Source organism: Streptomyces sp. Alt3, from assembly GCF_030719215.1.
Classification (GTDB): Bacteria; Actinomycetota; Actinomycetes; order Streptomycetales; family Streptomycetaceae; genus Streptomyces; species Streptomyces glycanivorans.
The window spans coordinates 239,545-264,737 of sequence record NZ_CP120983.1; the positions used below are offsets into that span (position 1 = coordinate 239,545).

A 25,193-nucleotide genomic window follows, 5' to 3' on the forward strand; every position below is an offset into this window, starting at 1 on the left:
GCTCACGCCTCCACGCGTCGGCGTCGGCTCGCTCCGTCGCGTGCGGGTGCCCGGCGCTTCTTCGGCCGCTCTTCCCGCTCGTCCCGGTCGTCGTCCTCGTCGTCGCCGCTGCCCACCGCCTTGCGCACGGTGTCGCCGACGGACTCCGCCGCCTGGCGCACCTTGCGCTTGCCGACCGACTTGGCGGCACGTCCGCCGAGCAGTTCGGGAATGGTGGTGCTGCCCGAGTCGCGTTCCAGGTCGAGGCGGTTGCAGGCCTCGGCGAAGCGCAGGTAGGTGTCCACACTGGCGACCACGATGCGCGCGTCTATCTTGAGGATCTCGATCCCGACGAGCGACACACGGACGAACACGTCGATGACCATGCCGCGGTCGAGGATGAGTTCCAGAACGTCGTAGAGTGTGCCGGCCCTCGGCGGGCACGGGGCGACTTCGTCGGCGTACATGGACGTGGTCATGGGGGGGTCCTTCCGGGTGGGAGGCGAGCGGATCATTCGTCTGCGGAGCCGCGCCGGTACCGGCGGACCCTGCTGTACTCCATGAGTTCGCCCCGCTCGTCGATCTGCACCTCGTAGGAGGCGAGCAGGCTCGTGGTGTCCGGGATGCGGGGGACTTCGAGCACGTCGACGACGACGCACCATCCGTCGTCCTTCCGCCTCACGGCGGACACCCCTTCCGCGGCGTGGCAGATCAGCCTTTCCAGGCTCTCGCAGGCGGCATGGGCAGCGTGCTCGGGACCGCGCCGGGCCGAGTGGCGGGGGGCCGCCTTCTTCGCCGTCTTCTTCGCCGCTGTTTTCGCCGTCTGTCCCGACCGGGCGGGCCTGTTCTCTGCCATGGAATCCAGTCTGGCCAGGATCGGTTGCGGCGCATCTCGACGGAGGGACGGGAGCCCGGGGACTCTCACCCTTTCGGCGTTCCGGCCCGACATGTCGCGGGGGACGCGTGCACAGTCGTGAGCATGAATAAGAGTGGTGGGCCCGACGAAGAGCACGTACGGCCACCCGGGACCCGTGACACGACCGTCGAGGCGCTCGGCGTGCTGTCGGAGGCCCTGGAGAAGGTGGAGCGTGCCCGGGGGCAGCTCTACGGGTTCCATCAGCTCATGGGCGGCGCGGACCTGACGCTGGACAGGGCGGTCGAGCTGCTGCGAATGGGTGGCCACCCGGAGCACGCCGACCTGGTGGAGCGGGAGATCCTGGGCCGCAATGTCATCCCGGGCTGCTGGACCTTCCAGCTCGTCGAGGCGTACGACGACACGTACTACCGGCCGTTCGTGGAGGTCGAGGAACGGGTGCGGCAGGAACTCGTGGGTGGGCGTCGCCATCTCTACGAGGCCGAGATGAAGGAAGGCCGCCGTACGCGCGGGCATCCGCAGCACACGGCCAGGCCCTGACTGTGGATCCGGCAGACGCCCTGCGGCGGATCGCGTTCCTTCTGGAGCGGTCCCAGGCGGCCACGTACCGGGTGAAGGCGTTCCGTACGGCGGCGGACGCGATCGGTCCGATGGGCGGTGAGGAGCTCGCCGAACGGGTGACGCGCGGTTCTCTGGAGTCCGTGCGCGGCATCGGGCCGAAGACGGCCAAGGTGATCCGTGAGGCCGTGGAGGGCGCGACGCCCGGGTATCTCGAAGCGTTGGAGGAAGAGGCGGCCGCGCCTCTGGTCACGGGCGGTGAGTCCCTCCTCGCCGCCCTGCGGGGCGACTGTCACCTGCACTCGGACTGGTCCGACGGGGGCAGCCCGATCGCGGAGATGGGCAGGACGGCGAAGGAACTGGGACACGAGTGGGCGGTGCTCACCGACCACTCCCCCAGGCTGACCGTGGCCAACGGACTGTCGACCGAGCGTCTCCTCGATCAGCTGGCCGTCGTGGCGGAACTGAATGAGCGGTGGGCGCCCTTTCGCCTGCTCACCGGCATCGAGTGCGACATCCTGGACGACGGCTCGCTGGACCAGGATCCGGGTGTGCTGGACCGGCTCGACGTGGTGGTGGTCTCCGTCCATTCGAAACTGCGCATGGACTCCGCGGCGATGACCGAGCGCATGCTGGCGGCCGTACGCAATCCGCACGCGGACATCCTGGGTCACTGCACGGGAAGGCTCCTGGGCGGGAAGAAGAGGCCGCAGTCCCTGTTCGACGCCGACCGGGTCTTCGCCGCGTGTGCCGAGGCGGGTACCGCCGTGGAGATCAACTGCCGCCCCGAGCGGCTCGATCCGCCCCGCGCCCTGCTCCGCCAGGCGGTGGCATCGGGGGCTCTTCTCTCGATCGACACCGACGCGCACGCTCCGGGGCAGCTGGACTGGCAGATCTACGGTTGTGCGCGGGCCGAGGAGTGCGGTGTACCCGTGGACCGTGTAGTCACCTCGTGGCCCCTGGAACGGCTCCTGGAGTGGACGGGCGGGAAGGCGCGGGCGTAGCCGGGACCGGGTCCGCCGGTGAGGACAGGCCGGTGGCGGCGGTCCGGCGTACAGTCGATCACGGTTGTCCATGTGGCTCCGGGACATCCCGGGGCAGAAGGAGGACCATGTCACGTCACCGCACAGGCCCTCCTCTCCCTCGAGCACGCGGAGAGCTCTCCACCGGGGTGATCGCCTTCCTGCGTGAAGAAGGATCCCTGCCGGACCCGGGCGCGGCCCGGGACGCCGATCCCTACGGCGACGACCTGCAGCTCGCCCTGTACGTCTGCTACGAGCTGCACTACCGCGGTTTCGCCGGTGTACGCCCCGAACGGGAGTGGGACCCGCCCCTGCTCGCGGTCCGCGGCGCGCTCGAGGAGCGCTTCCTGACGGCCCTGCGGCACGACGTCCCCACGACCGGCGACCTGGACGACGTCCTGGAGGACCTCCTCGTGGAACCGGTCCGCGGCTCCGGTGTCTCCTGGTTCCTCCAGGACCGCGGCGAGCTGCGGCACCTGCGGGACTACGCGGTCCAGCGTTCGCTGTACCACCTCAAGGAGGCCGACCCGCATGCCTGGGTACTGCCCCGGCTCAGCGGGCGGGCGAAGGCCGGCATGGCGGCGATCGAGTACGACGAGTTCGGCGCCGGACGCGCGGACCGCGTCCACGCCAGGCTGTTCGCCGGTCTCATGACCGACCTGGGTCTCGACACCGCGTACGGCCACTACCTGGATCAGGGCTGCGCCCCCATGCTGGCGCTGGTGAACGTGATGTCGCTGTTCGGTCTGCACCGCCGGCTGCGCGGAGCGCTGGTTGGCCACTTCGCCGCCGTCGAGATCACCTCGTCCCCCGGTTCGCGTCGCCTGGCGAACGCCATGAAGCGCACCGGCGCCGGGCCCGCCGCCGAGTTCTTCTACACCGAGCACGTCGAGGCCGACGCGGTGCACGAACAGGTCGTGCGCCGTGACGTGATCGGCGGTCTGCTCGAGGACGAACCCGCGATGGCGACCGACATCGCGTTCGGCATCACCGCCACCTCGTATCTCGAGGACCGGCTCGGGGACCGGCTGCTGGCGGACTGGAAGGTCTGAACCGCCGTCCTGACCCTTACCCCTCCGGAACGTCGAATGGAGTCGCAGATGTCCGCAGATCTGGCCCGGGCCATCCCCTCCGGCCGCCCCCTGATGACGCTGCCGGGCGTGTACGCGCCCCAGCACGACACGCGGCTGCTCGTGGCCGCGCTGAACCGTGAGGGCATAGCCCCTGGAACAGAGGTCCTGGACGTCGGCACGGGCAGCGGTGCCCTGGCTCTGCACGCGGCACGGCTGGGCGCGCGGGTGACAGCCGTGGACATCGCGCGGCGTGCCGTGGCGACCGCCCGGCTGAACGCGTTGCTGCACCGCCGCCGCATCACCGTGCAGCGCAGTGATCTCCTGTCGGCACTGCCCGGACGGTCCTACGACCTGGTGATCTGCAACCCGCCCTATGTCCCGTCGCCCCTGGACCGGCTCCCCGGGCACGGGGCTGCCCGTGCCTGGGACGCCGGGTGTGACGGCCGGGCGGTCCTCGACCGGATCTGCGCGACGGCCCCGGCGGCGTTGCGTCCGGGGGGCCGCCTCCTGCTCGTGCACTCCGGTCTGTGCGACAGCGATGTCACCGTGCGGCGTCTCGCGGACGCAGGACTGCGCGCGCATGTCAGTGACCGCGCCGTCGTGCCCCTCGGGCCCGTGCTCCGCTCCAGGCTGCGCTGGCTCCGGGACACGGGGCTGATGGGTGCGGGGGACTCGGCGGAGGAACTGGTGGTGATCCGTGCCGAACAGCTCTGAACACCCTTGCCGGATCAGCTTCGGCGACGACGGACCGCTCCTCGTGGAAGGCCCCGTGGAGGTCACGTGCGCGGACGGCACCGTGGCCGTCTCCGACCGGTTCGTCGTCGCCCTGTGCATGTGCCGGCGAAGCCGGATGTATCCGTGGTGCGACACCAGTCACCGGCGCCGTACTCAGCCCGGCGGGAAGTCCGGCCGGGCAGCCGACTGACGTCCCTCACTCACCTGCCCGCCGCCGCGACTGCGCGGCGCCGCGCAGCCGCCGGGACATCGCCCGCATCCTCGGGTGGCGGTCGTGTGCCTCCGCCGAGCGGCGGTCCAGTTCCTCGGCCAGGCGCTCCGTACGCTTGTCGATGTCCAGTTCGTCGAGGATGCGGTCGACCTCGGCCAGCAGCGCGCCGTGCAACTGCCACTGCCGGGGGTGTTCCTGAACGTCCTCGAGCAGCAGGTCGGCGACGTGGTCACGCGTCCTGCGACTACGGGCGAGGGCTTCGGCCAGGCGTTCCTCCGCCTCCTCCCCGCTCTGGGCCATCGGTGTGGTGATCATCAGGGCGAAGCCCTCGATCGCATCGGACATATGACCGAAGAGTTCCCTGAGGTCCCTGGCGACGTCCTCGGGGAAGAGCGCCTCCTCCGTCCGCGCCTTGGCGAGGTCGGTCAGCGTCCGGGTCAGGACACGCAGCACGACGGCGCAGATCTCCAGCGTGTCGAGCCCGGTCCGCAGGACGACGCGGTTGAGCAGTCCTTCCTTGACGCGGGGGTTGAGCATCAGGCTCTCCTCCGCCTGCCGCAGGGACGCGTCGACCTCCACGATGTCGTGATCCAGGCGGCGGGCCTCGTGCAGGCGTGCGGCGGCCTCCCGTACGGGGTGGTTGCCGCCGATCTCCTCGCCCAGGGCGCGGAACATCTTTCCCATCCGCTCCCCCAGGCCGCCGATCGACACGCCTGCCGACTCCACCCAGACGGGCGGCGCCAGCAGGAGGTTGAAGAGCAGGCCCACCCCGGCGCCGATCAACGTCTCCAGTACGCGCTCCCAGGCCGTGTCGGCGACCTGTGCGACACCGAGCACGAGCATCGCGCTGATGGCCACCTCCGGCACGAACTCGTTGACCCGCACCACCCGTCCGATCAGGAGGGCGGTGAAGATCGTCAGTCCCAGCGTCCACCAGCTCAGCCCGACCAGGGAGCTGAATCCGCTGGCGATCAGCACCCCGACCACGACGGCGTTCACACGCCGGATCCCGGTGGTGAGCGTGGCGTAGAGGGTCACCTGCACCACGAGGAGTGCGGTGAGGGGCGCGGTCAGCGGGGCGGGGTGCGGTTCGGGCAGGACCGACTGGGCCACGGCGAAGGCGATGACGGCGGCGGCCGTCGACCTGAGTGTCTGGGCCGCGGCGGGCTCGGTGGTGCGCTGGACGAGTTTGACGACGGGCTCGGGCGTGACGACTGCGGGCATTCCTTGACGGTTCCCCGTTCAGGGCTCCGGCACCGCTCGGGGACCGGGGCGGACTCCGTACGGAGGTACGCGGGCACCCGTCGGCGCCCGGTCTCGCGGAGCCGGGCACTTGGAGTGATGGTGGATACATGGCTATTTCACTCACGCCCCCCGGGGAGACACCTCCGGCGGAGGGCTGCATAAGCGAAGCACATGTCGAGCGCCCCGACGGCGGGATCTGGGAGCACCCGGCCTTCTGGGCCGGCCTGGTGCTGCTGGGCTCCGTCGTCGTCGCGGGGTACTTCATCGCCCGGATCTTCGGATTCACATGAGTGGTCGCCGGACCCTGGACGCTCTGCTGGAGCGGCACGGCACCACGTTTGCGGCCGAGGCGGGTGTCCGGTTGCGCGATACCCCCCAGCCCTTGTACCAGTTGCTTGTCCTCAGTCACCTGTTGAGCGCTCGGATACGCGCGCAGATCGCGGTGGCCGCCGCGCGGGCGCTGTTCTCGCACGGGCTGCGCACACCTCGCCGTATGGCCGACGCGACGTGGCAGGAGCGGGTCGACGCGCTGGGCGAGGGCGGCTACCGGCGGTATGACGAACGGACTGCGACGCAGTTGGGGGACGGCGCCCTGCTTCTGCTCGACGCGTACGGCGGGGACCTCAGGCGTCTGCGCCGGGAGGCCGACGGCGACTCGGACGTTCTCCGCTCCGGGCTTCGCCGTTTTCCCGGGATCGGGCCGGCGGGCGCCGACATCTTCCTGCGTGAGGTGCAGACGGTGTGGCCGGAGACTGCGCCCTACCTCGACAAGAAGGCGCTGCAGGGAGCGGAACGGCTCGGGCTGCCCACCGCGCCGGCCGCGCTCACCCGGCTGGCGAAGGACGAGGACCCGGCCGTGCTCGCCGCGGCGCTGGTACGAGGCGCGCTGGACAAGGGCTGAGGGCGCTCAGTTCGTCGGCCGCCGTTTGCCCGGCTTGGTGGAGCGGCCCTCCACGAGGGCGCGCCGGATCTGTGCGGCGGCGGCGCGGGCATGGTCCGTGGTCGCCGTACGGTCGGCCACCGAGGTGACGAAGCGGTGGGTGGGGCGCAGGCACCGGCCGCACGGCGTGTCGGAGTTGAGCAGGTACCCGTCCTCGCACTGGGGGTCGGTGCAGTGGCCGGGGCTCACCAGCGCTTCCGCGATCTCCTGCGGGGCCCAGCGGCGCCGGCCGTCCTCGTCCTTCTCGTGGAGGGCGTGTGACCAGCGGACGTTCCACCGGCGTTCGAGCCGCTCCAGGAGCTGGTCGGGAGTGCGCCGGGCGAGTTCGCGGTGGATCAGGTCGTGGACCGTGCGGGGGTGGCGGTGGCCGAGTGCCTGGACCAGCGGTTGCGGAAGGGCCTGGAGGATGTAGGTGACCGGGTCGCCCCCCGCGCGCTCGCGCCACTTCCGGCAGGAACAGGGGCCGTCGGCGGGCAGTACGCCATGGCACCGGCCGCACCTGCCCCGGCATTCCGCGCACAGCCCGTCGTCGAGCCCGTCCACGTGGGGCGCGGGTGCCCGCCCGCAGTCCCGGCAGCAGGCCGCGCAGGGACCGCAGAGGCGTTCGTCACCGAGCTTCGTCGTCCACTGCCGCTGCTGGCAGCGGCAGCACAGGGAGTTGTTGCAGTACTCGTGGTGGGCGGCGCCCGACTGTCGTCCGGGGTGCGGGAAGGACATTGGTGCGTTCTCCAGGTGCGCGGCGGGGACCGGTGGGTCCGAGCCATGTCGACGAGGCACGCGAAGTGCCCCCTACGACGGTATCGCCCCGGTGGGGTGTCGTGCGCCGCTGTGCCGCGATCGGGCGGCATCCACCCGCGACCCGCACGTATGCGCGTCAGGGCCTGAGGCCGCTCACGACGTCGGCGGTGGCGGTGATCCCCTCGTGGATGGTGGGAGCCATGCTGGTGCCCGCGAGGAGGAATCCCAGCAGGGCGCACACGATCGCGTGCGAGATCTTCAGTCCCCCGTTACGCAGGAAGATCACTGCGAGGATCAGCAGGAGCAGCACCACTGAGATCGAAATGGCCATGGCCAACCTCCTCCGCCGCGCCGGAATTGCGGCATTCGGCCGCCAGTGTGGCGCAGCGGGGAGGCCGTTCGGCGCACTGGCGTGTCCGCCGAACGGGGGTTCACGCACGGTGACCGTCGTCGGTGACGGAAGAGGGTCAGCCGCTGCGCGGGCTGCCTTCTTGCCGTCGGCGGAGGAAGCCCTCGAGGCCCGCCAGATCGTCGGTGTTGAGGTGGTCGACGTCCGCGGCGACGAGTTCGCTCCAGACGGCGTCACGTTCCGGACCGGCGATGTCGGGCGTGGCCCAGAAGCGGACCCGTTGTCCGTTCGCGTGGGCCGCCGACACGAAGGTGCGCAGCCTGGTGCGTTCGGCGGCGGGGAAGGGGCCGGTTCCCCGCCAGGTGAAGTTCGTGGTCCAGTTCCCGCTGATGAGTGGGACGAAGGAGGCGGGAGCGGCGCTGCCGAGGTCCTCCGGCCGGCCGTCGTAGAAGGCGTACCGGGTGGTCTGTTCCTCCATCGGGGCGCGGGCGGCCCGGTCGCCCGAGATGACGGGGGTGACCGCGCCGGGGCGGACCCTCCCGCGGTCGGAGCGGGTGAGGACGTGACGGTAGCGGCGGAGCACCTGGTCGAGTGCGAGGTAGGTGGCGGCGCCTTCGGTCTTGATGTCGATCAGGAGTTGCAGCGGGTCGCGGTGCCCGGCGTGGACGGAGCCGTGGTTGGCGCGGACCCTGGCCAGCAGGGGATCGAGGTAGAGCGAGATGAGGGTGCGCGTGGGGTCGAGGCTCTCGGCCTCGTGGGCGACGAGCAGTTCGCCGTCGACGAGGAAGATGTCGGCCTCGACGCTGGTGAATCCGTGTGCGAGTGCGTCGTGCAGAGGGCGCGGGTGCAGGTAGTCGTTGTGCGCGTGGGCCCGGGCCAGCGGGCGGGGGCCGCGCGGGCGGACGGTGCCGCCCGGTGCCGCGGCGGCGGCCTGGGCCGGGATGGACACGCCCGCGGCTGCTGCGGCCAGGGCGGTGGTGACGACTCTGCGACGGGTCAGGTGTGCCATGGGGTCTCCCTGAGACGTTGGGGCGGGCAGAGTGGACGGGGGGACGCGACGAGTATGGGCGCGTGGCACCCCCTCAAGGCAGGTACCTGCCAAGAGTTGAGCGTGCCGTCGCCCATGCGTCGGCTGTGCTGCGCCTGCTGTTCCCCTGTCCCGCCGCCCGGACATGCCGGGGCGGGGACACGTGTGGTCACGTGTCCCCGCCCCGGGCCCGCGCTACGGAGCCGGCAGATCCACCAGCGCGGCCACGGCCTCACGGTGGCGGCCCGCGGTGCCGTAGGCGATGGAGTCCGCCTTGGCCCGCTTCAGATACAGATGTGCGGGGTGTTCCCACGTCATCCCGATCCCACCGTGCAGCTGGACGCATTCCTCGGCCGCGTGCACGGCGGCCCCGGAGCAGTAGGCCTGCGCCACGGCCACCGCGAGCGGGGCGTCGGGGCTGCCGGTCGCCAGCGCGTCAGCGGCGTTGCGTGCGGCGGCGCGCGCGGAGACCACCTCCAGCCAGAGCTGGGCCATGCGGTGCTTGAGCGACTGGAACGAGCCCACCGGCCTGTTGAACTGGTGGCGTTCGCGGGTGTGCCGGACGGTCTCGGTCAGGCACCACTCGGCCAGCCCGAGCTGCTCGGACGCGAGCAGTCCGGCACCGGCCAGCAGGCCCCTGCCCACGGCCTCGGCGGCGGGGCCCGCGTCCGCGAGCAGGGTTCCGGTCGCGCCGGTGAGGGTGACCGTGGCGAGCGGGCGGGTCAGGTCGAGAGGGACGAGCGGCTGTACGGCGACCCCGTCCCCTGCGGTCTCCACCGCGTACAGGCCGTCAGCCGTGGGCACCAGGAGCACATCGGCCGTGACGGCCTCGGCGACTGCGCTCACGGTCCGTTCCAGGGTGCCGGCCATCGCGGCGCCCGCGTCGGCGGGTGGCGTGGAGAACGGCAGGGCGAGCACGGCGACCTTGCTGCCGGAGGCCAGCTCACCGAGGAGGCCAGCGGCCGGCCCTCCGTCGGCGCCCAGCGCGAGCAGGATCTCGGTCGCGACGACGGCGCTCGTCAGGTAGGGCGCAGGGGCGACGCTGCGCCCGAGCTCCTCCAGGACGACGGCGGCCTCGCGGTGGGTGGCGCCCTGGCCGCCCAGCTTCTCCGGCACCAGCAGCCCCGCTGCCCCGATACCCACGGCCAGCGATTCCCACAACCGCAGGTCGTACGGCGTGTCGGACTCGATGCCGGCGATCACTGTCGGCGCGTCGGCCCGGTCGGCGAGCAGCGCGCGCACGGCGGACCGCAGGTCCTCCTCGGCTTCCGAGTAGAGCAGGTCGGGTGCCTGGGCGGCTTCTGTCTGTACGGTCATCGGGCAAGATCCTTCCAGGCGACGTCCTTGTCGTTACGCGGCTCGACGGGCAGGCGGAGGACGCGCTCGGCGACGATGTTGAGCAGGACCTCGCTCGTGCCGCCCTCGATGGAATTGCCCTTGGACCGGAGATAGCGGTAGCCGGCGTCCCGCCCGGTGAAGTCGACGATCTCCGGGCGCCGCATGGTCCAGTCGCCGTACAACATGCCTTCGTCACCGAGGAGTTCCACCTCGAGTCCGCTGATCTCCTGGTTGAGACGGGCGAACGCGAGTTTCATGCCGGAGCCCTCGGGGCCGGGCTGTCCCGCGACGAGCTGCTGGCGCAGCCGCTCGCCGGTGAGCCTGGCGACCTCGGCCTCGACCCACAGCGTGAGCAGCCGCTGGTGGAGGTCGTGGGTGCGCAGTTCCGGCTGCTCGCGCCAGGTCTTCGCGACGGTGCCGATCATGCCGCCCTCGCGGGGGATCCGGGCTCCGCCGATCGAGACGCGCTCGTTCATCAGGGTGGTCTGCGCGACCTTCCAGCCGTCGCCCACCGGTCCGAGGCGCCTGCTGTCCGGGATGCGTACGCCGGTGAGGAAGACCTCGTTGAACTCGGCCTCGCCGGTGATCTGACGCAGCGGCCGCACCTCGACGCCGGGGTCGGTCATGTCGCAGATGAAGTAACTGATGCCACGGTGCTTGGGAACGTCGGGGTCGGTGCGGGCGATCAGGATCGCCCAGCGGGCCACATGGGCGCTGGACGTCCAGACCTTCTGCCCGTCGACCACCCAGTCCTCCCCGTCCCTGACCGCGCGCGTGCCCAGCGCGGCGAGGTCGGATCCGGCACCGGGCTCGCTGAAGAGCTGGCACCACACCTCGTCACCGGTCCACAGCGGCCGGAGGAAGCGCTGTTTCTGCTCCTCGGTGCCGTAGCCGAGGATCGTCGGAGCGGCCATGCCGAGCCCGATGCCGATACGGCGCGGATCGTTGTCGGGGGCTCCGGCGGCGGCGAGTTCGGCGTCGACGACGGGCTGGAGGGAACGCGGCGCGTCGAGCCCGCCGAGACCGACGGGGTAGTGCACCCAGGCCAGACCGGCGTCGAAGCGCGCTTTCAGGAAGTCGGCGCGGCCCGTGGTGGCGGGCGGACGGGCCGCCAGCAGCTCCTGGGTGAGACGGCGGATCCCTGCCGCGTCGATGACGGTGCTCATCGGGTTCCTCCTGACGGCAGGACGACGATTCGGCCGGTGCTGGTGCCGTCGGCGACCCGCTGGACGGCTCGTGCGGCGTCGGCCATGGGGACACGCTCGCTGATCAGCGGCTTGACGACGCCCCGGGCCGCGAGCTCGGTGAGCTCGTCGTGACAGGCGCGGACGGCGGCGGGGTCCTTGGTGTTGTACAGGCCCCAGTGGAGTCCGACGATCGAGTAGTTCTTCACCAGGGCGTGGTTGAGGCCGGGGGTGGGGATGGCGCCGCTCGCGAAGCCGACGACCAGGACACGGCCCTCGAAGGCGATGCACTTGACGGACTTGGCATAGGCGTCGCCGCCGACCGGGTCGTAGACGACGTCCGCGCCCCGTCCTCCCGTGGCCTCCTTGACCGCCGCGACGATGTCCTCGCTGCGGCGGTCGATGACCAGGTCGCATCCGAGCTCGCGGGCGACGGCGGCCTTCTCGGGACCTCCGACGACCCCGATGACGGTGGCGCCGGCCGCCTTTCCGAGCTGGACCGCGGCGCTCCCGACACCGCCCGCGGCAGCGTGGACCAGCAGCGTTTCACCGGCCTGCAGACGGGCGCGACGGTGCAGCCCGAACCAGCCGGTCTGGTAGCCGATGTGCAGGGCCGCGGCCTCGGCGTCGTCCAGGGAGTCGGGGGCGGGCAGCAGGCCCGCCTCGTCCGCGACGACGTACTCGGCCAAGCCGCCGTGCGGGAGGGCGGGGGTGGCGAGCACCCGGCGTCCGTCCGCCGTCACGCCGCAGATCTCCACGCCGGGGGTGAAGGGCAGCGGCGGCCGCACCTGGTACTGGCCGCGGCACAGCAGCGCGTCGGGGAAGTTGACGTTCGCCGCGCGTACCTCGATCAGCACCTGGCCGTCCCCGGGGGTCGGCCGGTCCGTCTCGTCGAGCTGCATCACCTCGCTCGGCTCGCCGTTCCGGTGCACTCGCCATGCCTGCATGAGGGGCCTCCACAACACTGTCGGCATTACCACTGCTCCGGCGCATACTAAGCGGTCGCTTGTCCGTCTGGGAACACCTCGCGCGCACCGGTCACGCCTCACTCACGACCGTTTCGGCTTGGCCCTGACATGCATCCGCTCCCCCTGCGGCCCGAACAGGCTGAGGAACTCGACCGGCTCGTCGCCCGCGGGGCCGAACCAGTGCGGGAGCCTCGTGTCGAACTCGGCGGCCTCGCCGGGGGCCAGGACCAGGTCGTGCTCGGCGAGCTTGAGCCTGAGCCGGCCGCTGAGTACGTACAGCCACTCGTACCCCTCGTGGGTGCGCTGCTCGGGCACCTCGGTACAGGGGGCCTCCTGTATCACCTTGTACGCCTGGAGGCCGCCCGGGCGGGAGGTGAGCGGCAGGGAGGTCTTCGAGCCGTGCACGATCGGCTTCGCCCTGACCCTCGGGTCACTCACCGGCGGGGCCCCGACGAGGTCGTCGAGCGGCACCTCATGGGCCCTGGCGATGGGCAGCAGGAGTTCGAGGCTGGGGCGGCGCCCGCCGGATTCGAGGCGGGACAGGGTGGAGACGGAGATCCCCGTGGCCTCGGAGAGCGCCGCGAGTGTCACGCCCCGGTCCTTGCGCAGCCGCCGCAGACGTGGGCCGACCCCGGTCAGCACGGCGTCGAGTTCAGGGTCGTCCTGGCTTTGTTCCTTCATGGCACCCATTGCAGAATCAGCAATCCGGTTTGTCAATCGGGCACCCGAGGCCGCGGGCACCGGCACCCGGGGCCGGCCCACGGCGGGGCCCCGGCGGGCACGCGGACGACGGACCGGAACCGCTCGCCGGGCCCCTCAGCGGCCGAAGACCTCGAAGGTGACGGCCGGGCGGCCGCCGAAGCGCTCGGCGGCAGCTTCGGTGGCACCGGCGAGGAACGTACGGCAGTACGTCTCCGGGTCCTCGTCCGTCAGCACCTCGATGTAGGTGCGGTGTGCCAGCAGCGAACGCACGGAACGTTCGAATCCCGGCGTCGCGTCGACCGCGTGGGTGGGCCGGTCGGTGCCCGCCACCGCGACCCAGCGCACCCCGTCCCACGGTTCGAGACCCAGCTCGGGGAAGATCCAGCGGTTGCCCGCGTCCCCCGCGGCATCGAGCGTGGCCCGGCCGACCGCACGGTGGTCCGGGGTGTTCCAGGCGACTCCGCCCCAGGTGTCGCGGTGGTTGAGGGTGATGAGCAGTTCGGGCCGGTGACGGCGGATGGCGGCGGCGATGTCGCGACGCAGCGACGTGCCGTACTCGATCACACCGTCCCGGTGGTCGAGGAACTCCACGGAGGCGACACCGACGGCTTCGGCGCTCGCCCGCTGCTCCCGTTCCCGGAGCGGCGCGCAGTCGGACGGTGCGATCGTGTCGATCCCGGCCTCGCCCCGGGTCACCAGGAGGTAGGCGACCTCGCGCCCTTCGTCGGTCCAGCCCGCCACGGCCGCCGCACAGCCGTATTCCAGGTCGTCGGGATGGGCGACCACGGCCAGCGCGCGGCGCCAGTCCGTGGGCATGGGCTCCAGCTGCTGTGTCATGCCCGGCAGGCTAGTCAGCACAGGGAGACGGATGCGCGCATTCCGCGGGCGGTTCGGGGCAGGGGCCAAGGAGTTGCTCCGGCCGGACGCGCCCCTGACCAGCCGGACCGGACCGGAGTCGATACCCCCTGGGGTATCGTTGACCGTCCGGGGCTGCCGGGAGCAGCCCCCCGGAACGTCCCGCTCCGGCGACCGAAAGGAACCCTGCTCGTGATCAGCCCCGCATCCCTCTCCCCCTTCGAGGCCGCGGCACGCCTGGAGGAGTTCACCGTCATCGACGTGCGTGCTCCCGGCGAGTACGCCTCCGGCCATGTGCCCGGCGCCCTGAACATCCCGCTCGACCGGCTCCCCGAGGCCGTGCCCGCTCTGAAGTCGGCCTCCGCCCGCGGCTCGCTGCTGGTGGTGTGCGCCTCGGGCGTCAGGTCCACCAGGGCCTGCGAGATCCTCGCGGACGCCGACATCGAAGCCGCCGCCCTGGCGGGCGGAACCTCCGCCTGGGAGGGCGACGGACACGGGCTGGACCGTCCGGCGGGCGCCCGGGCGACCTGGCCGATGGAGCGCCAGGTGCGCCTCGCCGCCGGTTCGCTGGTGGTGGCCGGCCTGGTGGCGGGCCGGCGCCTCCCGGCGGCGCGCTGGCTGTCCGCGGGCATAGGCGCCGGCCTCGTCTACTCCGCCGTGACCAACAGCTGCGGCATGGCAGCCGCCCTGGCGAAGCTCCCGTACAACCGCGCACCCCACCAGGAGGCCGACCTGGACGCCACGCTGGACGCCCTCCAGGGCTGACCGCTAGCGGTCGGCCTCGCCCCGCACCAGGGCGAGCAGCCGGTCCAGCACATGAGGACCGCCCGCGCGCACGCCGTCGTGCTCGTACTCGCTGGTCACCCAGGTACGCAGCCCACGGATCGCGGACGCGGTGCGCAGTGCGTGGCCGGTGTCCACGTACATGTCGTCGTGGTAGACAGCGGCGGCCACGGGCACCTCGTTGGCCGCGAGCCGCTCGGCGTCGTACAGGACGGGCCAGTCGGTGCGGGCCGCGAGGAGCTCCGCCGTCTCGCGCAGCGGGCGGAGCGCCGGGTCGACGGTGAAGTGCCAGGGGTGGATGCTCTCCCCCGTGAAGAGCACGGGTCCGTCGCCCGCCAGCGCGGCCGTCACGTCGAACTGCGGGAACTCGGCGCGGACGCGTTCGGCCGACCAGTCGGTGGGCAAGGCGCCCTGACCGTAGATCACCTCGTGCATGAGGGCGTACAGCGGGTGGCCGGCGAACGAGGTGGAGGTGCGCATGGCCTCCTGGAAGGCGTCGGACAGCTCGGTGCCGTGCGGGCCTTCGACGAACGCGTTCTCCAGGAGGTAGTGCAGCTGGTGGCTTCCGTTGCCGCCTCCCAGCATGATGCCCAGGGACTGGAATCCCTCGGGTGTCAGCGTGTGCCCGGCGCTGTCGGGGCGGTGCTCGGCGAGATGCGCGGCGATCGCGCGGGCACGGGCGACGTCCTGCGGGTAGCGGGCGTAGTGCGCGGCGACCTTCCGCTCGATCCGCGGGTATGCGGCCCGGTAGACCTCGTCGGCGTGCGCGTCGAGTGAGGGCAGGCCGCCGGTGATGAGGACGGCTGCGAGCCCTTCCGGGGCGGCCGACAGATAGCGTACGGCGCAGAATCCGCCGAAGGACTGCCCCAGCACGGTCCAGGGGGCGCCGCCGGTGAGCCGGGGACGGATCAGTTCGCAGTCGCGGACGATGCTGTCGGAACGGAAGTGGGCGAGGTAGTCGGCCTGCTCGCGCGGCCCTCCGCGCATCGGCAGCGTCTGCCGGTTGGCCGGGGTGGACAGGCCGGTGCCGCGCTGGTCGAGCAGCAGCACACGGAACTCGCGCACCGCACGCCCGAGCCACGCCTCCGCACCGACGAAGCGGCGGGCGCCGAAACCGGGGCCGCCCTCCAGATAGACCAGCCACGGCAGGTCCTCGGACGGCCTCCCGGCGGCCACGGCTTCACGGCCGAAGAGCTCGATCGTCTCGCCACCGGGGTCGTCGTGGTCGAGGGGGACCGTGAACCGTCGGTCGGTGAGGACGATGCCGGGCTGGCGATAGCTGTTCAAGACGACTCCTGTATCCGGTGCTTCCCGGACAGTTCAGCACACGGCCGCCCCCCGGCCGGTCGCGGCCCGTGTGCGCCCCCTGCCGCGTGAGCCCTTCGGAGATTTGCCGCCGCTTGCACTTAACCCGCGTATGCAATTATTGTCGACGCCAGTAACCATCGCACGCGGACCCATTGGGTCCGGCACCACGAGAGGCAGCACCATGTCCACGGTCCCCACCGTCACTCTCAACAACGGCGTCTCGATTCCGCAGCTCGGCTTCGGGGTCTTCCAGGTCCCCGACGACGAGACGACCGCCGCGGTCACCGCCGCCCTGGAGGCGGGCTACCGCTCCATCGACACCGCCGCCGTCTACGGAAACGAGGCAGGTGTCGGCCGCGCACTGGCCGAGTCCGGGCTCGGTCGCGAGGAGCTGTTCGTGACCACGAAGCTGTGGAACGCGGACCAGGGGTACGACGCCACGCTCGCCGCCTTCGACGCGAGCCTGGCCAAGCTCGGCCTGGACCACGTGGACCTCTACCTCATCCACTGGCCCACCCCCGCCCGCGACCTCTACACGGACACGTGGCGCGCCCTGGAGAAGCTGCTGGCCGACGGCCGGATCCGGGCGGCCGGAGTCTCCAACTTCCAGCCCACGCACCTGCGCCGGCTCCGGGAGGAGAGCGCCCTCGTCCCGGCGGTCAACCAGATCGAACTGCACCCCGGACTCCAGCAGCGCGAGCTGCGCGCCGTGCACACGGAATCCGGGATCGCCACCGAGGCATGGAGCCCCCTGGCGCAGGGCGCGCTGCTGGACGAGGAGGTCCTGACCTCGCTCGCCGCACGCCACGGGAAGAGCCCGGCCCAGGTGGTTCTGCGCTGGCACATCCAGCTCGGCAACGTCGTGATCCCGAAGTCGGTCACACCCGCGCGCATCCGGCAGAACATCGACGTCTTCGACTTCGAGCTCACGGCGGACGACATGGAGGCGATCGCGGGACTGGACCGGGGCATGCGCACCGGCCCGGACCCCGACACCCTCACCTGAACCCGGTCCTCGGCGCATCAGGGCAGGCGGGCGCCCCCCGCCTGCCCTGATGCGCTCGCACGCGCGCACCAGCCTCTCGGCCGGATGCCGTCAGCGCCCGCGCCGGTAGCTGCTTCCGTCCCGGGGGCGCTCCAGCAGCCCGGCGACCACGAGATGACGGCGAAGGGCCGAGCAGTCGTCATGCACCGTGAGCAGCAAGTCGTTGACCTCGCGCTCCGTGTAGACGCGGTCGGGCTCGAAGAGTGTGTGCGCGAGATGCGCCAGCAACTGTTCGCGGCGGGCGGGCTTCCGGGGGATGGCCGTCAGGCGCCCGCCGGAGAAGAGTGCGGCCACCTGGCGTGAACCGCGGAGTTCGGAATCCGGCATTCCCGAAGCCTCGCAGCGGGCGGACGCGCGGGCAACGCGTTTTCCCGCTGGGTGAGCACGTGTTGACGTTCGGGCTGACCGTCGTACGGTGTGACCATTCAATTCACCCTCGCTACATGAGGCGGTCCCACATGGCCCTGTTCGATCTCCCTCTCGATGAACTGCACGCCTACCGCAGCCGGTCGGTGGAGCCCGAGGACTTCGACGCGTTCTGGTCCGGCACGCTCGACGAGGCCAGGACCCACGACCTGGACGCCCGCTTCGAACTCTGCGCCGACCTCGGCCTCACCACCGTCGACGTGTACGACGTGACGTTCGCCGGTTTCGGCGGCCACCCCGTCAAGGGCTGGTTCGTCATACCGGCGGGGACCACCGAACCCCTCCCGGTGCTGGTGGAGTTCATCGGATACGGCGGCGGACGCAGCCTGCCCCACGCCCACCTGCTCTGGGCCTCGGCCGGCATGGCCCACTTCGTGATGGACACCCGGGGCCAGGGCAGCGGCTGGGCCCCGGGCGACACCGCCGACCCCGTGGGGTCCGGCCCCTCGCTGGCGGGATTCATGACCCAGGGCATCGAGGATCCGGCCACGTACTACTTCCGCAGAGTGATCACGGACGCGGTACGCGCGGTGGAGGCGGCACGCTCCCACCCCCTGGCCGACGCGTCCCGCACCGCCGCGATCGGCGCGAGCCAGGGCGGCGGCCTCGCCCTCGCGGTCGGCGGGCTGGTGCCCGACCTGGCGGCCCTCGCGCCGGACGTACCGTTCCTCTGCGATTTCCCCCGTGCCACCCGGGTCACCGACCGCAAGCCGTACCGCGAGATCGGCGACTACCTCAAGACGCACCGGGGCCGCGCCGAGCAGACGCTCAGGACGCTCTCCTACTTCGACGGGGTCCACTTCGCGGCCAGGGGCAGCGCACCGGCGCTCTTCTCCGTGGCCCTGGAGGACCAGACCTGCCCGCCGTCCACGGTGTTCGCCGCGTACAACGCGTACGCGCACGCCGACAAGGAGATCGAGGTGTACGAGTACAACGACCACGAGGGCGGTGGCCCCTTCCAGCACGCGACCCAGCTCAGGCGGCTGCCGCGGCTGCTCAAGGCCTGACGGACACCGCGGCCCGGACCCCTTGACCCACCTCGCGCGCGGAGCCTAGGTTTCCCGGAGAGAAAGCGCTTGCTGTCCGGTGGGCGCCCTCATCTCCACCTGAAGGGGTGTTTGTCACGACCAGCAATCCTTCGCGCCGGGAGCCGGTGCGGGTCGCGATCGTCGGCACGGGTGCGATCGCGCGTGGCAGCCATCTGCCCGCGCTGACCACGCTCGCCGCCGGACAGCCGCTGGAGATCGTCGCCGCGGTCGACGTCGACGCGGCCTCGGTCGAGGCGTTCTGCGCGGACGCGGGCATCGCCCACCCGTACACCGACCTCGACCGGATGCTCGCCGAGCAGCGCCCGGACCTGGTCACTCTCGCCACCCCGCCCCGGTTCCACCGCGATCAGACCGTCGCCGCGCTGCGCGCCGGGGCGTGGGTGTGGTGCGAGAAGCCGCCCTGCCCCTCCCTGGAGGACTTCGACGCCATCGAGGCGGCGGAGGGCGCCTCGGGCGAGGGGCCGTACGCGTCGATCGTGTTCCAGCACCGCTTCGGCTCGGGCGCGCGGCACGTCCGGGAGCTTCTCGCCGGGCAGGCCATGGGCCGGCCACTGGTGGCCCACTGCCAGACCACCTGGTACCGGGACGAGGCGTACTACGCCGTTCCCTGGCGCGGAACCTGGAGCAGCGAGGGTGGCGGCCCCTCGATGGGGCACGGCATCCATCAGATGGACCTGCTGCTCGATCTGCTCGGTCCGTGGGCGGAGATCCGGGCGATGGCCGGGCGGCTGGTGCACGACGTGGAGACGGAGGACGTGTCCACGGCGCTCGTCCGCTTCGGGAACGGGGCGATGGCCACCGTGGTGAACAGCGTGCTCAGCCCGGACGAGGTCAGCCGGATCCGGATCGACTGTGAACGCGCGACGGTCGAGCTCACTCATCTGTACGGACATCGCAACGCGGACTGGCGCATCACCCCCGCCCCTGGTGTGACGTCCGAAGAGGCGGACGTCTGGAGGGACTTCGGAGCCGACGTCCCCAGCTCTCACGAGGCGCAGCTGGCGGGCCTGCTGGAGGACCTGAGGTCCGGACGCAGACCGCGGAGCAGCGGCGCGGACGGCCGCAAGAGCCTCGAACTGGTCGCGGCGCTCTACAAGGCAGCCTTCACCGGGGCGACGGTTCGGGCGGGTGAGATCGGGCCCGGCGATCCCTTCTACGGAGCGTTGCACGGTGACGCCCCCGGCTGGGCGCCGGAGAGCGTGGACAGGCCCGCGGAGGTGGTGGCATGACGAAGGCCGCGGGACTCGACCACCGGCACGGTCACCACCTCTCCGTCACGGCGGCGGGGAGCGGGGTGGAGCTGCTGCGCTACGTCTACCGGGCCGAGGACGCGTGGGAGGCTCCGAAGCCGTACATCCACCCCCTGCGCACTCTGTCCGGCCAGGTGGTGACCGGCTACCGGCCCAACGACCACCGTTGGCACAAGGGGCTGCAGATGACCGCCTCGCACCTCTCGGGCGCGAATCTGTGGGGCGGGAACAGCTACGTGGACGGCGAGGGGTATCTCGCCCTGCCGGAGCGCGTCGGGTCCATGGCGCATGCCGGCTTCGACGAGGTGTCCGTGCACGACGGCGGGGTCCGGTTCGCGGAGCGGCTGACCTGGCATCCGCACGGCGGCGGGCTGTGGGCCGAGGAGACGCGCCGCATCGAGGTGCACGACATCGACGAGGTGACCGGCAGCTGGGCGCTGACCTGGTCGTCCGCGGTCACCAACCGGCGCGACGAGCCGCTGCGGTTCGGCAGCCCGACCACACACGGCCGTCCGAACGCGGGGTACACCGGGCTGTTCTGGCGCGGGCCGCGCGCCTTCCGGGACGGGCGGATCATCTCGCCGGACGCCGAGGGGCCCGACCTCATGGGGCAGCAGGCTCCCTGGCTCGCGTACAGCGGCGAGCACGACGAGGCCGACGGGCACGCGACGCTCGTCTTCGTCCACTCCCCCGAGAACGACCACACCGGCGCGGGCGGCGCCCACCCGGCCCACTGGTTCGTGCGCAACACACCGTTCGCCGCTGTCGCCCCGTCGTTCGCCTTCCATGAGGAGCTGGTGCTGGATCCGGGTGCGACCCTGACCCGCAGGTACCGGGTCCTGGTCGCCGACGGGGCCTGGGACCGGGCCCGGATCGCGTCCGCGGTCGGCCGGCTCAGCTGGTAGCGGGGCGCGTCGCCCCGCACGGGGCACGGGGCACGGACGGTGCGCCCGGGGTCGTGCGGAGCCGCCCGCCCCGCTCCCGCCTGTTCCGTGACGGGGCGGGCGGGCGGCCCCGTCACGGCTGACGCCTCAGCTCTGCACGGCCGGGGAGAGGACGAACACCGGGATCTCCCGGTCGGTCTTGGTCTGGTATTCGGCGTAGTCGGGGAACGCCTCGACCGCGCGGTCCCACCACAGGGCCTTCTCCTCGCCCGTGATCTCGCGGGCGGTCATGTCCTGCCGCACGGTCCCGTCCCGCAGCTCCACCTCGGGGTCGGCCAGCACGTTGTAGTACCAGACTGGGTGCTTGGGGGCGCCGCCGAGGGAGGCCACCACGGCGTACTGCCCGTCGTGCTCGACCCGCATCAGCGGCGTCTTGCGGAGCTTCCCGCTCCTGGCGCCGCGCGTCGTCAGGAGGATGACGGGCATGCCGCGCATCGTGGTCCCCTCCGTCCCGCCGGAACTCTCGATGAGTTCGACCTGCTCACGGACCCACGTCGTCGGGCTCGGCTCGTACTCGCCTTCCATCGGCATGGCACATGCTCCTCTCGTCGGAAAGCTGCGGTCGCGTGCCCATCATGGCTCCGGCGCGGACCGGGATCATGCAAGGACACCGGCTCACAGCCTGCCCGCCGACCGCCATCTCATTCTCTGGACCGGCGTGAGACGACTGGGGAGCGATCCACGCACAGAAGCTCACAGATTCCGAACCCCTTAAGGCCTGTACGTCCATTTATTACCGAAATATCACCCCACCCTGCGCCTGGGGTTCCCGAGCACAGGCCGTACCGTGGGGGCAGCGGAGTAAGCCATGCCTTACCCCGCTGCACTCTGCCCGCGCTCGTCCGCCCTAAGGAACACACTCCATGACACGCCCCGTCCGCGTCGCCATCGTCGGAGCCGGTCCCGCCGGAATCTACGCAGCGGACGCGCTTCTCAAGTCCGAGGCCGCCCAGGAGCCGGGCGTATCGATCGACCTGTTCGAGCGCATGCCCGCCCCGTTCGGCCTGATCCGCTACGGCGTGGCCCCTGACCACCCGCGGATCAAGGGAATCGTCAAGGCGCTGCACCAGGTGCTGGACAAGCCCCAGCTGCGGCTGTTCGGCAACGTCGACTACCCCAACGACATCGGCCTGGACGACCTGCGGTCCTTCTACGACGCCGTGATCTTCTCGACCGGTGCCGACGCCGACCGCGCCCTCGACATACCGGGCATCGAGCTCGAGGGCTCGTACGGCGCCGCCGACTTCGTCGCCTGGTACGACGGGCACCCCGAGGTTCCGCGCACCTGGCCGCTGGAGGCCGAGAAGGTCGCCGTGCTGGGTGTCGGCAACGTGGCCCTGGACGTCGCACGCATCCTCGCCAAGACCGCGGACGAGCTGCTCCCGACCGAGATTCCCGCGAACGTGTATGACGGCCTCAAGGCGAACAAGGCGCTGGAGGTGCACGTCTTCGGGCGGCGCGGACCGGCCCAGGCGAAGTTCAGCCCGATGGAACTGCGCGAGCTGGACCACTCGCCGAACATCGAGGTCATCGTCAACCCCGAGGACATCGACTACGACGAGGGCTCGATCGCCACCCGGCGGGAGAACAAGCAGGCCAACATGGTCGCCTCCACGCTGGAGAACTGGGCGATCCGTGACGTCGGCGACCGCCGCCACAAGCTCTTCCTGCACTTCTTCGAGTCCCCCGTGGAGGTCGTCGGCGAGGACGGCCGCGTCGTCGCCCTGCGCACCGAGCGCACGGAGCTGGACGGGACGGGCAACGTCAAGGGCACGGGCCGCCACACCGACTGGGACGTGCAGAGCGTCTACCGCGCGGTCGGCTACTACTCGGAGGAGCTCCCCAAGCTCCCCTTCGACGTGGTCTCCGGCACCGTCCCGCACGCGGCGGGACGCGTACTGACCGGTGACGAGCCGATGCCCTCGGTGTACGTCACCGGGTGGATCAAGCGCGGGCCGATCGGCCTGATCGGGCACACCAAGGGCGACGCCAACGAAACCGTGGCCTGCGTGCTGGAGGACCACGCCGCCGGCCGGCTGCCCGCCCCCGCGCAGCCCGGCACCGACGCGGTCGTCGACTTCCTGGAGCAGCGTGGTGTCCGGTACACCACCAAGGAGGGCTGGCACCGCCTGGACGCCCACGAGCAGGCACTCGGCGCGGAGCAGGGTCGCGAGCGCATCAAGGTGGTCGAGCGCACGGCCATGCTGGACGCGTCCGGAGCCTGACGACCACTGACACCCGCGCCCCCGGAGCCCTCCGTCGAGGACGGCCCCGGGGGCGCGGTGCTGCCCGGGCGGTGAGCGGATCCTGAGGCGTTCCGCGGACCGAAGGTCAGCCGGAGCGCGCCACCGCGCCAGGAAGCGGCACCCCCTTGACCAAACCCTTGCCGGACCAGGTATCTTGCATCGCATGGAACCTGGTGATTCGACCAAGCAGGCCCGGGCAGCCGCCCAGCTGCGCAAGGGTGTCCTGGAGTACTGCGTGCTCGCCCTGATGCGGGACCGCCCCCGCTACGGCGTGGAACTCCTCCAGGCCCTGGAGGGCTCCGGCGCCCTGGCCACGAGCCAGGGCACGGTCTACCCGCTGCTCTCCCGGCTCCGGCGGGACGACCTGGTCACCACCACCTGGCAGGAGTCCGCCGCCGGACCACCCCGCCGCTACTACGCGCTCACCGACAGCGGCCGAGCCGCGCTCGACGAGTTCACCCGTGTCTGGCCCGGCTTCCGCAACGCCGTCGACGCCTTCCTGTCCACCCCGCCCTCGTCCACCGGAGAACACGCATGAAGACCCCTGCCGACCCCGTACGCGACTACCTCTCCGCTGTCGAACGTGAGGCCTCGGCGCTTCCGCCCGACCGTCGCCAGGAGCTCGTCGCCGATCTCGCGGAGCACGTGGAGGTGACGCGTGCCGAGCGTCCGGGCGCCACGCTCGGCGAGATCCTGGCGGAACTGGGGGATCCCCGCACGATCGCGGCGACTGCGCTGGCCGAGGCCGGGAGCAGACCGGCCGGGGCCCCGGCCGAGGGCGGTGCCGGTGATCCTGTCCGGCGCGGCAAGGTGCACCCTTTGGTGCCGCTCCTGATGCTCACCCTTTCCCTGCCCTTCGTCATGGTGTTCTCCGAGTCCCCCGGCCCGCTGTTCGGCATGCTGTTCCGCATCGCCGGCGTGGTGTTCCTCTGCACCTCGGTGCACTGGACCGCCGTCCAGAAGACCACCGGCGTACTGCTCGGCGCCGTCGTGCCGACTGTCGTGATAGCCAGCTGGAACCTGTCCAGCGGCGGCCCGACAGGTGACACCCCGGCCCTCCTGGCGAACCTGGGGATGCTGGCGCTGCTGATCGGCACAGCGGCATGGCTCTGGCGAGGCCGGCGGGTCTGACGGACCGGTCCGGGGCTCATGCAGGCCCGGTTGATCCGGTGCACCCTCGGCGGTGCCCGCTCGTCGGGCCGCTCCCGGGGCGGGAGATGCGTCCAGGCCGTACGTCAGCGGCGGCCTGCCGCACCTCTGGTGACCTTGCGGGCCGCCCGCCCTGCCACACCGACACTCTTCTTCGCGGCGGGCTCCGCCGCCGCTTCGGCTTCGGCCACGGCCTTCCCGGCAGGAGCTTTCCTGGCCGCGGCCTTTCCGGTACGGGCCTTCCTGGTAGCGGCCTTCTCGGTGGCGGCCCTTTTGGCGGGGGCCTTCCTGGCAGCGGCGGCGTCTGCCGAGGCGGGAGCGCGCCTGGCCCGCGGTTTCCTCGTGGCGGCCGGGTCCGCCTTCTTCGCGGTGTCGGCGCCTCCGTTCCTGCTCCGCCTCGGTGCGTCGCGCTCCGCGGGACGGTGCCGGCGACGGGCGGGCCGGCGCTCGGATTCACGCTCGTCCTCCGCGCCGTCGGACTCCTCGTCGTCCGGGGCGCCTTCGACGACATCGCCGGTGATCTCACCGACCACGTCGCCTCCCTCGCCCACCGCCCGGGCGCCGCTTCCACCCACGTCCTCGACGGCGGCCCCCGCACTTTCGCCGATCCCCTTCACCGCCGTGCCCGCGTCGCCGGCGACCGACTCGACCGCCTCACCGGCACCTCGCCCGACATCACTCACGGCCGCGCCCGTACCCTCCCCCAGTTGCTTCACGGCCTTGCCCGCGCCGGCCCCGACGTTCTCCGCCGCTTCGCCCACACCACGGGTCAGCTGCTCGAGAATCTGCGGGTTGCGGTCCACCGTGCTCAGCAGCCGGGTGACGATGGCGGCGATGTTGTGGAGCCGCACCCTGAGCTGTGCCTGTACGTCCACCCCCTCGATGTCCAGCTCGACCCGGCCGAGGCGCACGTCCGCACCGACGTTCAGCTTGAGGAGGTCCAGCACCTCCGCTTGCAGGGAGACATGTGCTTCGAGGTCGTCGACCTCCAGGTTCAGTTCGTCGACATGGAGGGCGGGGACGTCCAGGAAGACGTCCGACCGGCTCTCACCGGGCCCCCGGTCCGGCGGGGTCGGACCCTCGTGTCCGTGTTCCGGGTTCTGACGCCCGTGGTCGGCGCGGTCCGAACTGGGCATGGTGCGAGCACATCCTCGATCGACCCCCGTCCGGCAGCTTCACGTACAAGTGTCGACCG

General features: G+C 71.6%; 30 protein-coding genes. 15 read left to right on the plus strand and 15 right to left on the minus strand.

Translation table 11 applies throughout. The annotated features are described in order from the left end of the window. Window positions 1-2: 2 nt before the first annotated feature. Both P8A20_RS01125 and P8A20_RS01130 read right to left on the minus strand, forming a co-directional pair. On the minus strand, window positions 3-458 hold the full coding sequence (locus P8A20_RS01125) for a gas vesicle structural protein GvpA (RefSeq protein WP_147960759.1): 456 nt from the start codon (window positions 456-458) through the stop codon (window positions 3-5). A 32-nt stretch (window positions 459-490) separates the two neighbouring features. Then, entirely contained in the window at window positions 491-835 is a 345-nt protein-coding gene (locus P8A20_RS01130) for a gas vesicle protein GvpO (RefSeq protein ID WP_147960758.1), read from the minus strand. Window positions 836-958: 123 nt separating this feature from the next. On the opposite strand from P8A20_RS01130, the gene P8A20_RS01135 reads away from it, so the two are divergent. The 5 genes from P8A20_RS01135 (at window position 959) to P8A20_RS01155 (ending at window position 4,431) form a co-directional block, all read left to right on the plus strand. Then, window positions 959-1,393 (plus strand): hypothetical protein, encoded by a 435-nt coding sequence (locus P8A20_RS01135; RefSeq protein ID WP_147960757.1) that lies wholly within the window; start codon window positions 959-961, stop codon window positions 1,391-1,393. A gap of 2 nt (window positions 1,394-1,395) precedes the next feature. Beyond that, on the plus strand, window positions 1,396-2,415 hold the full coding sequence (locus tag P8A20_RS01140; protein WP_147960756.1) for a PHP domain-containing protein: 1,020 nt from the start codon (window positions 1,396-1,398) through the stop codon (window positions 2,413-2,415). Between the two features lie 107 nt (window positions 2,416-2,522). After that, on the plus strand, window positions 2,523-3,485 hold the full coding sequence (locus P8A20_RS01145) for an iron-containing redox enzyme family protein (protein ID WP_147960755.1): 963 nt from the start codon (window positions 2,523-2,525) through the stop codon (window positions 3,483-3,485). A gap of 48 nt (window positions 3,486-3,533) precedes the next feature. Further along, complete coding sequence (locus P8A20_RS01150) at window positions 3,534-4,220, plus strand: HemK2/MTQ2 family protein methyltransferase (RefSeq protein ID WP_147960754.1); 687 nt, start codon at window positions 3,534-3,536, stop codon at window positions 4,218-4,220. Then, complete coding sequence (locus tag P8A20_RS01155; protein WP_147960753.1) at window positions 4,204-4,431, plus strand: CDGSH iron-sulfur domain-containing protein; 228 nt, start codon at window positions 4,204-4,206, stop codon at window positions 4,429-4,431. Before P8A20_RS01150 ends, P8A20_RS01155 begins: the two co-directional genes overlap by 17 nt. 6 nt (window positions 4,432-4,437) lie before the next feature. Here P8A20_RS01155 and P8A20_RS01160 read toward each other — a convergent pair whose 3' ends face one another. Next, window positions 4,438-5,676: an FUSC family protein gene (locus P8A20_RS01160; protein ID WP_147960752.1), complete on the minus strand. Its 1,239-nt coding sequence runs from the start codon at window positions 5,674-5,676 to the stop codon at window positions 4,438-4,440. A 128-nt stretch (window positions 5,677-5,804) separates the two neighbouring features. Between P8A20_RS01160 and P8A20_RS01165 the strand changes: the two genes are divergently transcribed. After that, window positions 5,805-5,987, plus strand: coding sequence for a DUF6480 family protein (locus tag P8A20_RS01165; protein ID WP_147960751.1), 183 nt, complete (start codon window positions 5,805-5,807; stop codon window positions 5,985-5,987). Then, window positions 5,984-6,598, plus strand: coding sequence for an endonuclease (locus tag P8A20_RS01170; RefSeq protein ID WP_147960750.1), 615 nt, complete (start codon window positions 5,984-5,986; stop codon window positions 6,596-6,598). The genes P8A20_RS01165 and P8A20_RS01170 overlap by 4 nt, the downstream gene beginning before the upstream one ends. Window positions 6,599-6,604: 6 nt before the next feature. On the opposite strand, the gene P8A20_RS01175 is transcribed toward P8A20_RS01170, so the two are convergent. The 8 genes from P8A20_RS01175 to P8A20_RS01210 form a co-directional block, all read right to left on the minus strand. Next, on the minus strand, window positions 6,605-7,354 hold the full coding sequence (locus P8A20_RS01175) for a hypothetical protein (protein ID WP_147960749.1): 750 nt from the start codon (window positions 7,352-7,354) through the stop codon (window positions 6,605-6,607). 157 nt (window positions 7,355-7,511) lie between these two features. Further along, entirely contained in the window at window positions 7,512-7,706 is a 195-nt protein-coding gene (locus P8A20_RS01180; protein WP_147960748.1) for a hypothetical protein, read from the minus strand. A gap of 136 nt (window positions 7,707-7,842) precedes the next feature. Further along, entirely contained in the window at window positions 7,843-8,733 is an 891-nt protein-coding gene (locus P8A20_RS01185; protein ID WP_306102660.1) for a phosphatidylinositol-specific phospholipase C/glycerophosphodiester phosphodiesterase family protein, read from the minus strand. A gap of 213 nt (window positions 8,734-8,946) precedes the next feature. After that, window positions 8,947-10,068 carry an acyl-CoA dehydrogenase family protein gene (locus tag P8A20_RS01190; RefSeq protein WP_147960746.1) on the minus strand — a complete coding sequence of 374 codons (1,122 nt, stop codon included), beginning with the start codon at window positions 10,066-10,068 and terminating at the stop codon, window positions 8,947-8,949. Continuing rightward, on the minus strand, window positions 10,065-11,255 hold the full coding sequence (locus P8A20_RS01195) for an acyl-CoA dehydrogenase family protein (RefSeq protein WP_147960745.1): 1,191 nt from the start codon (window positions 11,253-11,255) through the stop codon (window positions 10,065-10,067). Before P8A20_RS01195 ends, P8A20_RS01190 begins: the two co-directional genes overlap by 4 nt. Continuing rightward, window positions 11,252-12,220, minus strand: a complete 969-nt coding sequence (locus P8A20_RS01200; protein WP_147960744.1) for an NADPH:quinone oxidoreductase family protein — start codon at window positions 12,218-12,220, stop codon at window positions 11,252-11,254. The genes P8A20_RS01195 and P8A20_RS01200 overlap by 4 nt, the downstream gene beginning before the upstream one ends. 102 nt (window positions 12,221-12,322) lie before the next feature. Then, on the minus strand, window positions 12,323-12,922 hold the full coding sequence (locus P8A20_RS01205) for a helix-turn-helix domain-containing protein (RefSeq protein ID WP_147960743.1): 600 nt from the start codon (window positions 12,920-12,922) through the stop codon (window positions 12,323-12,325). Between the two features lie 135 nt (window positions 12,923-13,057). Next, window positions 13,058-13,780 carry a PIG-L deacetylase family protein gene (locus P8A20_RS01210; RefSeq protein WP_147960742.1) on the minus strand — a complete coding sequence of 241 codons (723 nt, stop codon included), beginning with the start codon at window positions 13,778-13,780 and terminating at the stop codon, window positions 13,058-13,060. A 210-nt stretch (window positions 13,781-13,990) separates the two neighbouring features. On the opposite strand from P8A20_RS01210, the gene P8A20_RS01215 reads away from it, so the two are divergent. After that, window positions 13,991-14,563, plus strand: a complete 573-nt coding sequence (locus P8A20_RS01215; protein WP_147960741.1) for a rhodanese-like domain-containing protein — start codon at window positions 13,991-13,993, stop codon at window positions 14,561-14,563. Between the two features lie 3 nt (window positions 14,564-14,566). Here P8A20_RS01215 and P8A20_RS01220 read toward each other — a convergent pair whose 3' ends face one another. Next, window positions 14,567-15,868: an alpha/beta fold hydrolase gene (locus P8A20_RS01220; RefSeq protein ID WP_306102661.1), complete on the minus strand. Its 1,302-nt coding sequence runs from the start codon at window positions 15,866-15,868 to the stop codon at window positions 14,567-14,569. A gap of 202 nt (window positions 15,869-16,070) precedes the next feature. Here P8A20_RS01220 and P8A20_RS01225 point away from each other — a divergent pair, with 202 nt between their 5' ends. Beyond that, complete coding sequence (locus tag P8A20_RS01225) at window positions 16,071-16,895, plus strand: aldo/keto reductase (protein ID WP_147960739.1); 825 nt, start codon at window positions 16,071-16,073, stop codon at window positions 16,893-16,895. A 90-nt stretch (window positions 16,896-16,985) separates the two neighbouring features. Here the strand turns inward: P8A20_RS01225 and P8A20_RS01230 are convergent, their stop codons facing one another. Beyond that, on the minus strand, window positions 16,986-17,261 hold the full coding sequence (locus tag P8A20_RS01230) for a DUF2087 domain-containing protein (RefSeq protein ID WP_147960738.1): 276 nt from the start codon (window positions 17,259-17,261) through the stop codon (window positions 16,986-16,988). Window positions 17,262-17,392: 131 nt separating this feature from the next. Between P8A20_RS01230 and P8A20_RS01235 the strand changes: the two genes are divergently transcribed. The 3 genes from P8A20_RS01235 to P8A20_RS01245 all read left to right on the plus strand — a co-directional run bounded on the left by P8A20_RS01235 (window position 17,393) and on the right by P8A20_RS01245 (window position 20,564). Further along, the gene (locus P8A20_RS01235; protein WP_147960796.1) at window positions 17,393-18,367 is read left to right on the plus strand and encodes an acetylxylan esterase; all 975 of its coding nucleotides are present in this window, start codon (window positions 17,393-17,395) and stop codon (window positions 18,365-18,367) included. A gap of 146 nt (window positions 18,368-18,513) precedes the next feature. Continuing rightward, window positions 18,514-19,638 (plus strand): Gfo/Idh/MocA family protein, encoded by a 1,125-nt coding sequence (locus tag P8A20_RS01240; RefSeq protein WP_410094987.1) that lies wholly within the window; start codon window positions 18,514-18,516, stop codon window positions 19,636-19,638. Beyond that, window positions 19,635-20,564 (plus strand): DUF6807 domain-containing protein, encoded by a 930-nt coding sequence (locus P8A20_RS01245; RefSeq protein WP_306102662.1) that lies wholly within the window; start codon window positions 19,635-19,637, stop codon window positions 20,562-20,564. The genes P8A20_RS01240 and P8A20_RS01245 overlap by 4 nt, the downstream gene beginning before the upstream one ends. 126 nt (window positions 20,565-20,690) lie before the next feature. On the opposite strand, the gene P8A20_RS01250 is transcribed toward P8A20_RS01245, so the two are convergent. Next, entirely contained in the window at window positions 20,691-21,134 is a 444-nt protein-coding gene (locus P8A20_RS01250; RefSeq protein WP_147960735.1) for a nitroreductase family deazaflavin-dependent oxidoreductase, read from the minus strand. 332 nt (window positions 21,135-21,466) lie between these two features. Between P8A20_RS01250 and P8A20_RS01255 the strand changes: the two genes are divergently transcribed. From P8A20_RS01255 to P8A20_RS01265, 3 genes are all read left to right on the plus strand, one after another. Next, entirely contained in the window at window positions 21,467-22,828 is a 1,362-nt protein-coding gene (locus tag P8A20_RS01255) for an FAD-dependent oxidoreductase (RefSeq protein ID WP_147960734.1), read from the plus strand. Window positions 22,829-23,012: 184 nt separating this feature from the next. Then, on the plus strand, window positions 23,013-23,387 hold the full coding sequence (locus P8A20_RS01260; RefSeq protein WP_147960733.1) for a PadR family transcriptional regulator: 375 nt from the start codon (window positions 23,013-23,015) through the stop codon (window positions 23,385-23,387). Further along, on the plus strand, window positions 23,384-23,980 hold the full coding sequence (locus P8A20_RS01265) for an HAAS signaling domain-containing protein (protein WP_147960732.1): 597 nt from the start codon (window positions 23,384-23,386) through the stop codon (window positions 23,978-23,980). The genes P8A20_RS01260 and P8A20_RS01265 overlap by 4 nt, the downstream gene beginning before the upstream one ends. 104 nt (window positions 23,981-24,084) lie before the next feature. On the opposite strand, the gene P8A20_RS01270 is transcribed toward P8A20_RS01265, so the two are convergent. After that, the gene (locus P8A20_RS01270; RefSeq protein WP_306102663.1) at window positions 24,085-25,134 is read right to left on the minus strand and encodes a hypothetical protein; all 1,050 of its coding nucleotides are present in this window, start codon (window positions 25,132-25,134) and stop codon (window positions 24,085-24,087) included. Between the last annotated feature and the right edge of the window lie 59 nt (window positions 25,135-25,193).

Bases quoted from the DNA above. Each gene is read 5' to 3' on its own strand.
- P8A20_RS01135 (WP_147960757.1), top strand. From the start codon at position 959: ATGAATAAGAGTGGTGGGCCCGACGAAGAGCACGTACGGCCACCCGGG.
- P8A20_RS01205 (WP_147960743.1), bottom strand. From the start codon at position 12,922: ATGAAGGAACAAAGCCAGGACGACCCTGAACTCGACGCCGTGCTGACC.
- P8A20_RS01250 (WP_147960735.1), bottom strand. From the start codon at position 21,134: ATGCCGATGGAAGGCGAGTACGAGCCGAGCCCGACGACGTGGGTCCGT.
- P8A20_RS01190 (WP_147960746.1), bottom strand. From the start codon at position 10,068: ATGACCGTACAGACAGAAGCCGCCCAGGCACCCGACCTGCTCTACTCG.
- P8A20_RS01160 (WP_147960752.1), bottom strand. From the start codon at position 5,676: ATGCCCGCAGTCGTCACGCCCGAGCCCGTCGTCAAACTCGTCCAGCGC.
- P8A20_RS01145 (WP_147960755.1), top strand. From the start codon at position 2,523: ATGTCACGTCACCGCACAGGCCCTCCTCTCCCTCGAGCACGCGGAGAG.
- P8A20_RS01270 (WP_306102663.1), bottom strand. From the start codon at position 25,134: ATGCCCAGTTCGGACCGCGCCGACCACGGGCGTCAGAACCCGGAACAC.
- P8A20_RS01185 (WP_306102660.1), bottom strand. From the start codon at position 8,733: ATGGCACACCTGACCCGTCGCAGAGTCGTCACCACCGCCCTGGCCGCA.
- P8A20_RS01150 (WP_147960754.1), top strand. From the start codon at position 3,534: ATGTCCGCAGATCTGGCCCGGGCCATCCCCTCCGGCCGCCCCCTGATG.
- P8A20_RS01195 (WP_147960745.1), bottom strand. From the start codon at position 11,255: ATGAGCACCGTCATCGACGCGGCAGGGATCCGCCGTCTCACCCAGGAG.
- P8A20_RS01230 (WP_147960738.1), bottom strand. From the start codon at position 17,261: ATGCCGGATTCCGAACTCCGCGGTTCACGCCAGGTGGCCGCACTCTTC.
- P8A20_RS01210 (WP_147960742.1), bottom strand. From the start codon at position 13,780: ATGACACAGCAGCTGGAGCCCATGCCCACGGACTGGCGCCGCGCGCTG.
- P8A20_RS01245 (WP_306102662.1), top strand. From the start codon at position 19,635: ATGACGAAGGCCGCGGGACTCGACCACCGGCACGGTCACCACCTCTCC.
- P8A20_RS01235 (WP_147960796.1), top strand. From the start codon at position 17,393: ATGGCCCTGTTCGATCTCCCTCTCGATGAACTGCACGCCTACCGCAGC.
- P8A20_RS01175 (WP_147960749.1), bottom strand. From the start codon at position 7,354: ATGTCCTTCCCGCACCCCGGACGACAGTCGGGCGCCGCCCACCACGAG.
- P8A20_RS01265 (WP_147960732.1), top strand. From the start codon at position 23,384: ATGAAGACCCCTGCCGACCCCGTACGCGACTACCTCTCCGCTGTCGAA.
- P8A20_RS01260 (WP_147960733.1), top strand. From the start codon at position 23,013: ATGGAACCTGGTGATTCGACCAAGCAGGCCCGGGCAGCCGCCCAGCTG.
- P8A20_RS01200 (WP_147960744.1), bottom strand. From the start codon at position 12,220: ATGCAGGCATGGCGAGTGCACCGGAACGGCGAGCCGAGCGAGGTGATG.
- P8A20_RS01165 (WP_147960751.1), top strand. From the start codon at position 5,805: ATGGCTATTTCACTCACGCCCCCCGGGGAGACACCTCCGGCGGAGGGC.
- P8A20_RS01125 (WP_147960759.1), bottom strand. From the start codon at position 458: ATGACCACGTCCATGTACGCCGACGAAGTCGCCCCGTGCCCGCCGAGG.
- P8A20_RS01180 (WP_147960748.1), bottom strand. From the start codon at position 7,706: ATGGCCATTTCGATCTCAGTGGTGCTGCTCCTGCTGATCCTCGCAGTG.
- P8A20_RS01255 (WP_147960734.1), top strand. From the start codon at position 21,467: ATGACACGCCCCGTCCGCGTCGCCATCGTCGGAGCCGGTCCCGCCGGA.
- P8A20_RS01130 (WP_147960758.1), bottom strand. From the start codon at position 835: ATGGCAGAGAACAGGCCCGCCCGGTCGGGACAGACGGCGAAAACAGCG.
- P8A20_RS01170 (WP_147960750.1), top strand. From the start codon at position 5,984: ATGAGTGGTCGCCGGACCCTGGACGCTCTGCTGGAGCGGCACGGCACC.
- P8A20_RS01225 (WP_147960739.1), top strand. From the start codon at position 16,071: ATGTCCACGGTCCCCACCGTCACTCTCAACAACGGCGTCTCGATTCCG.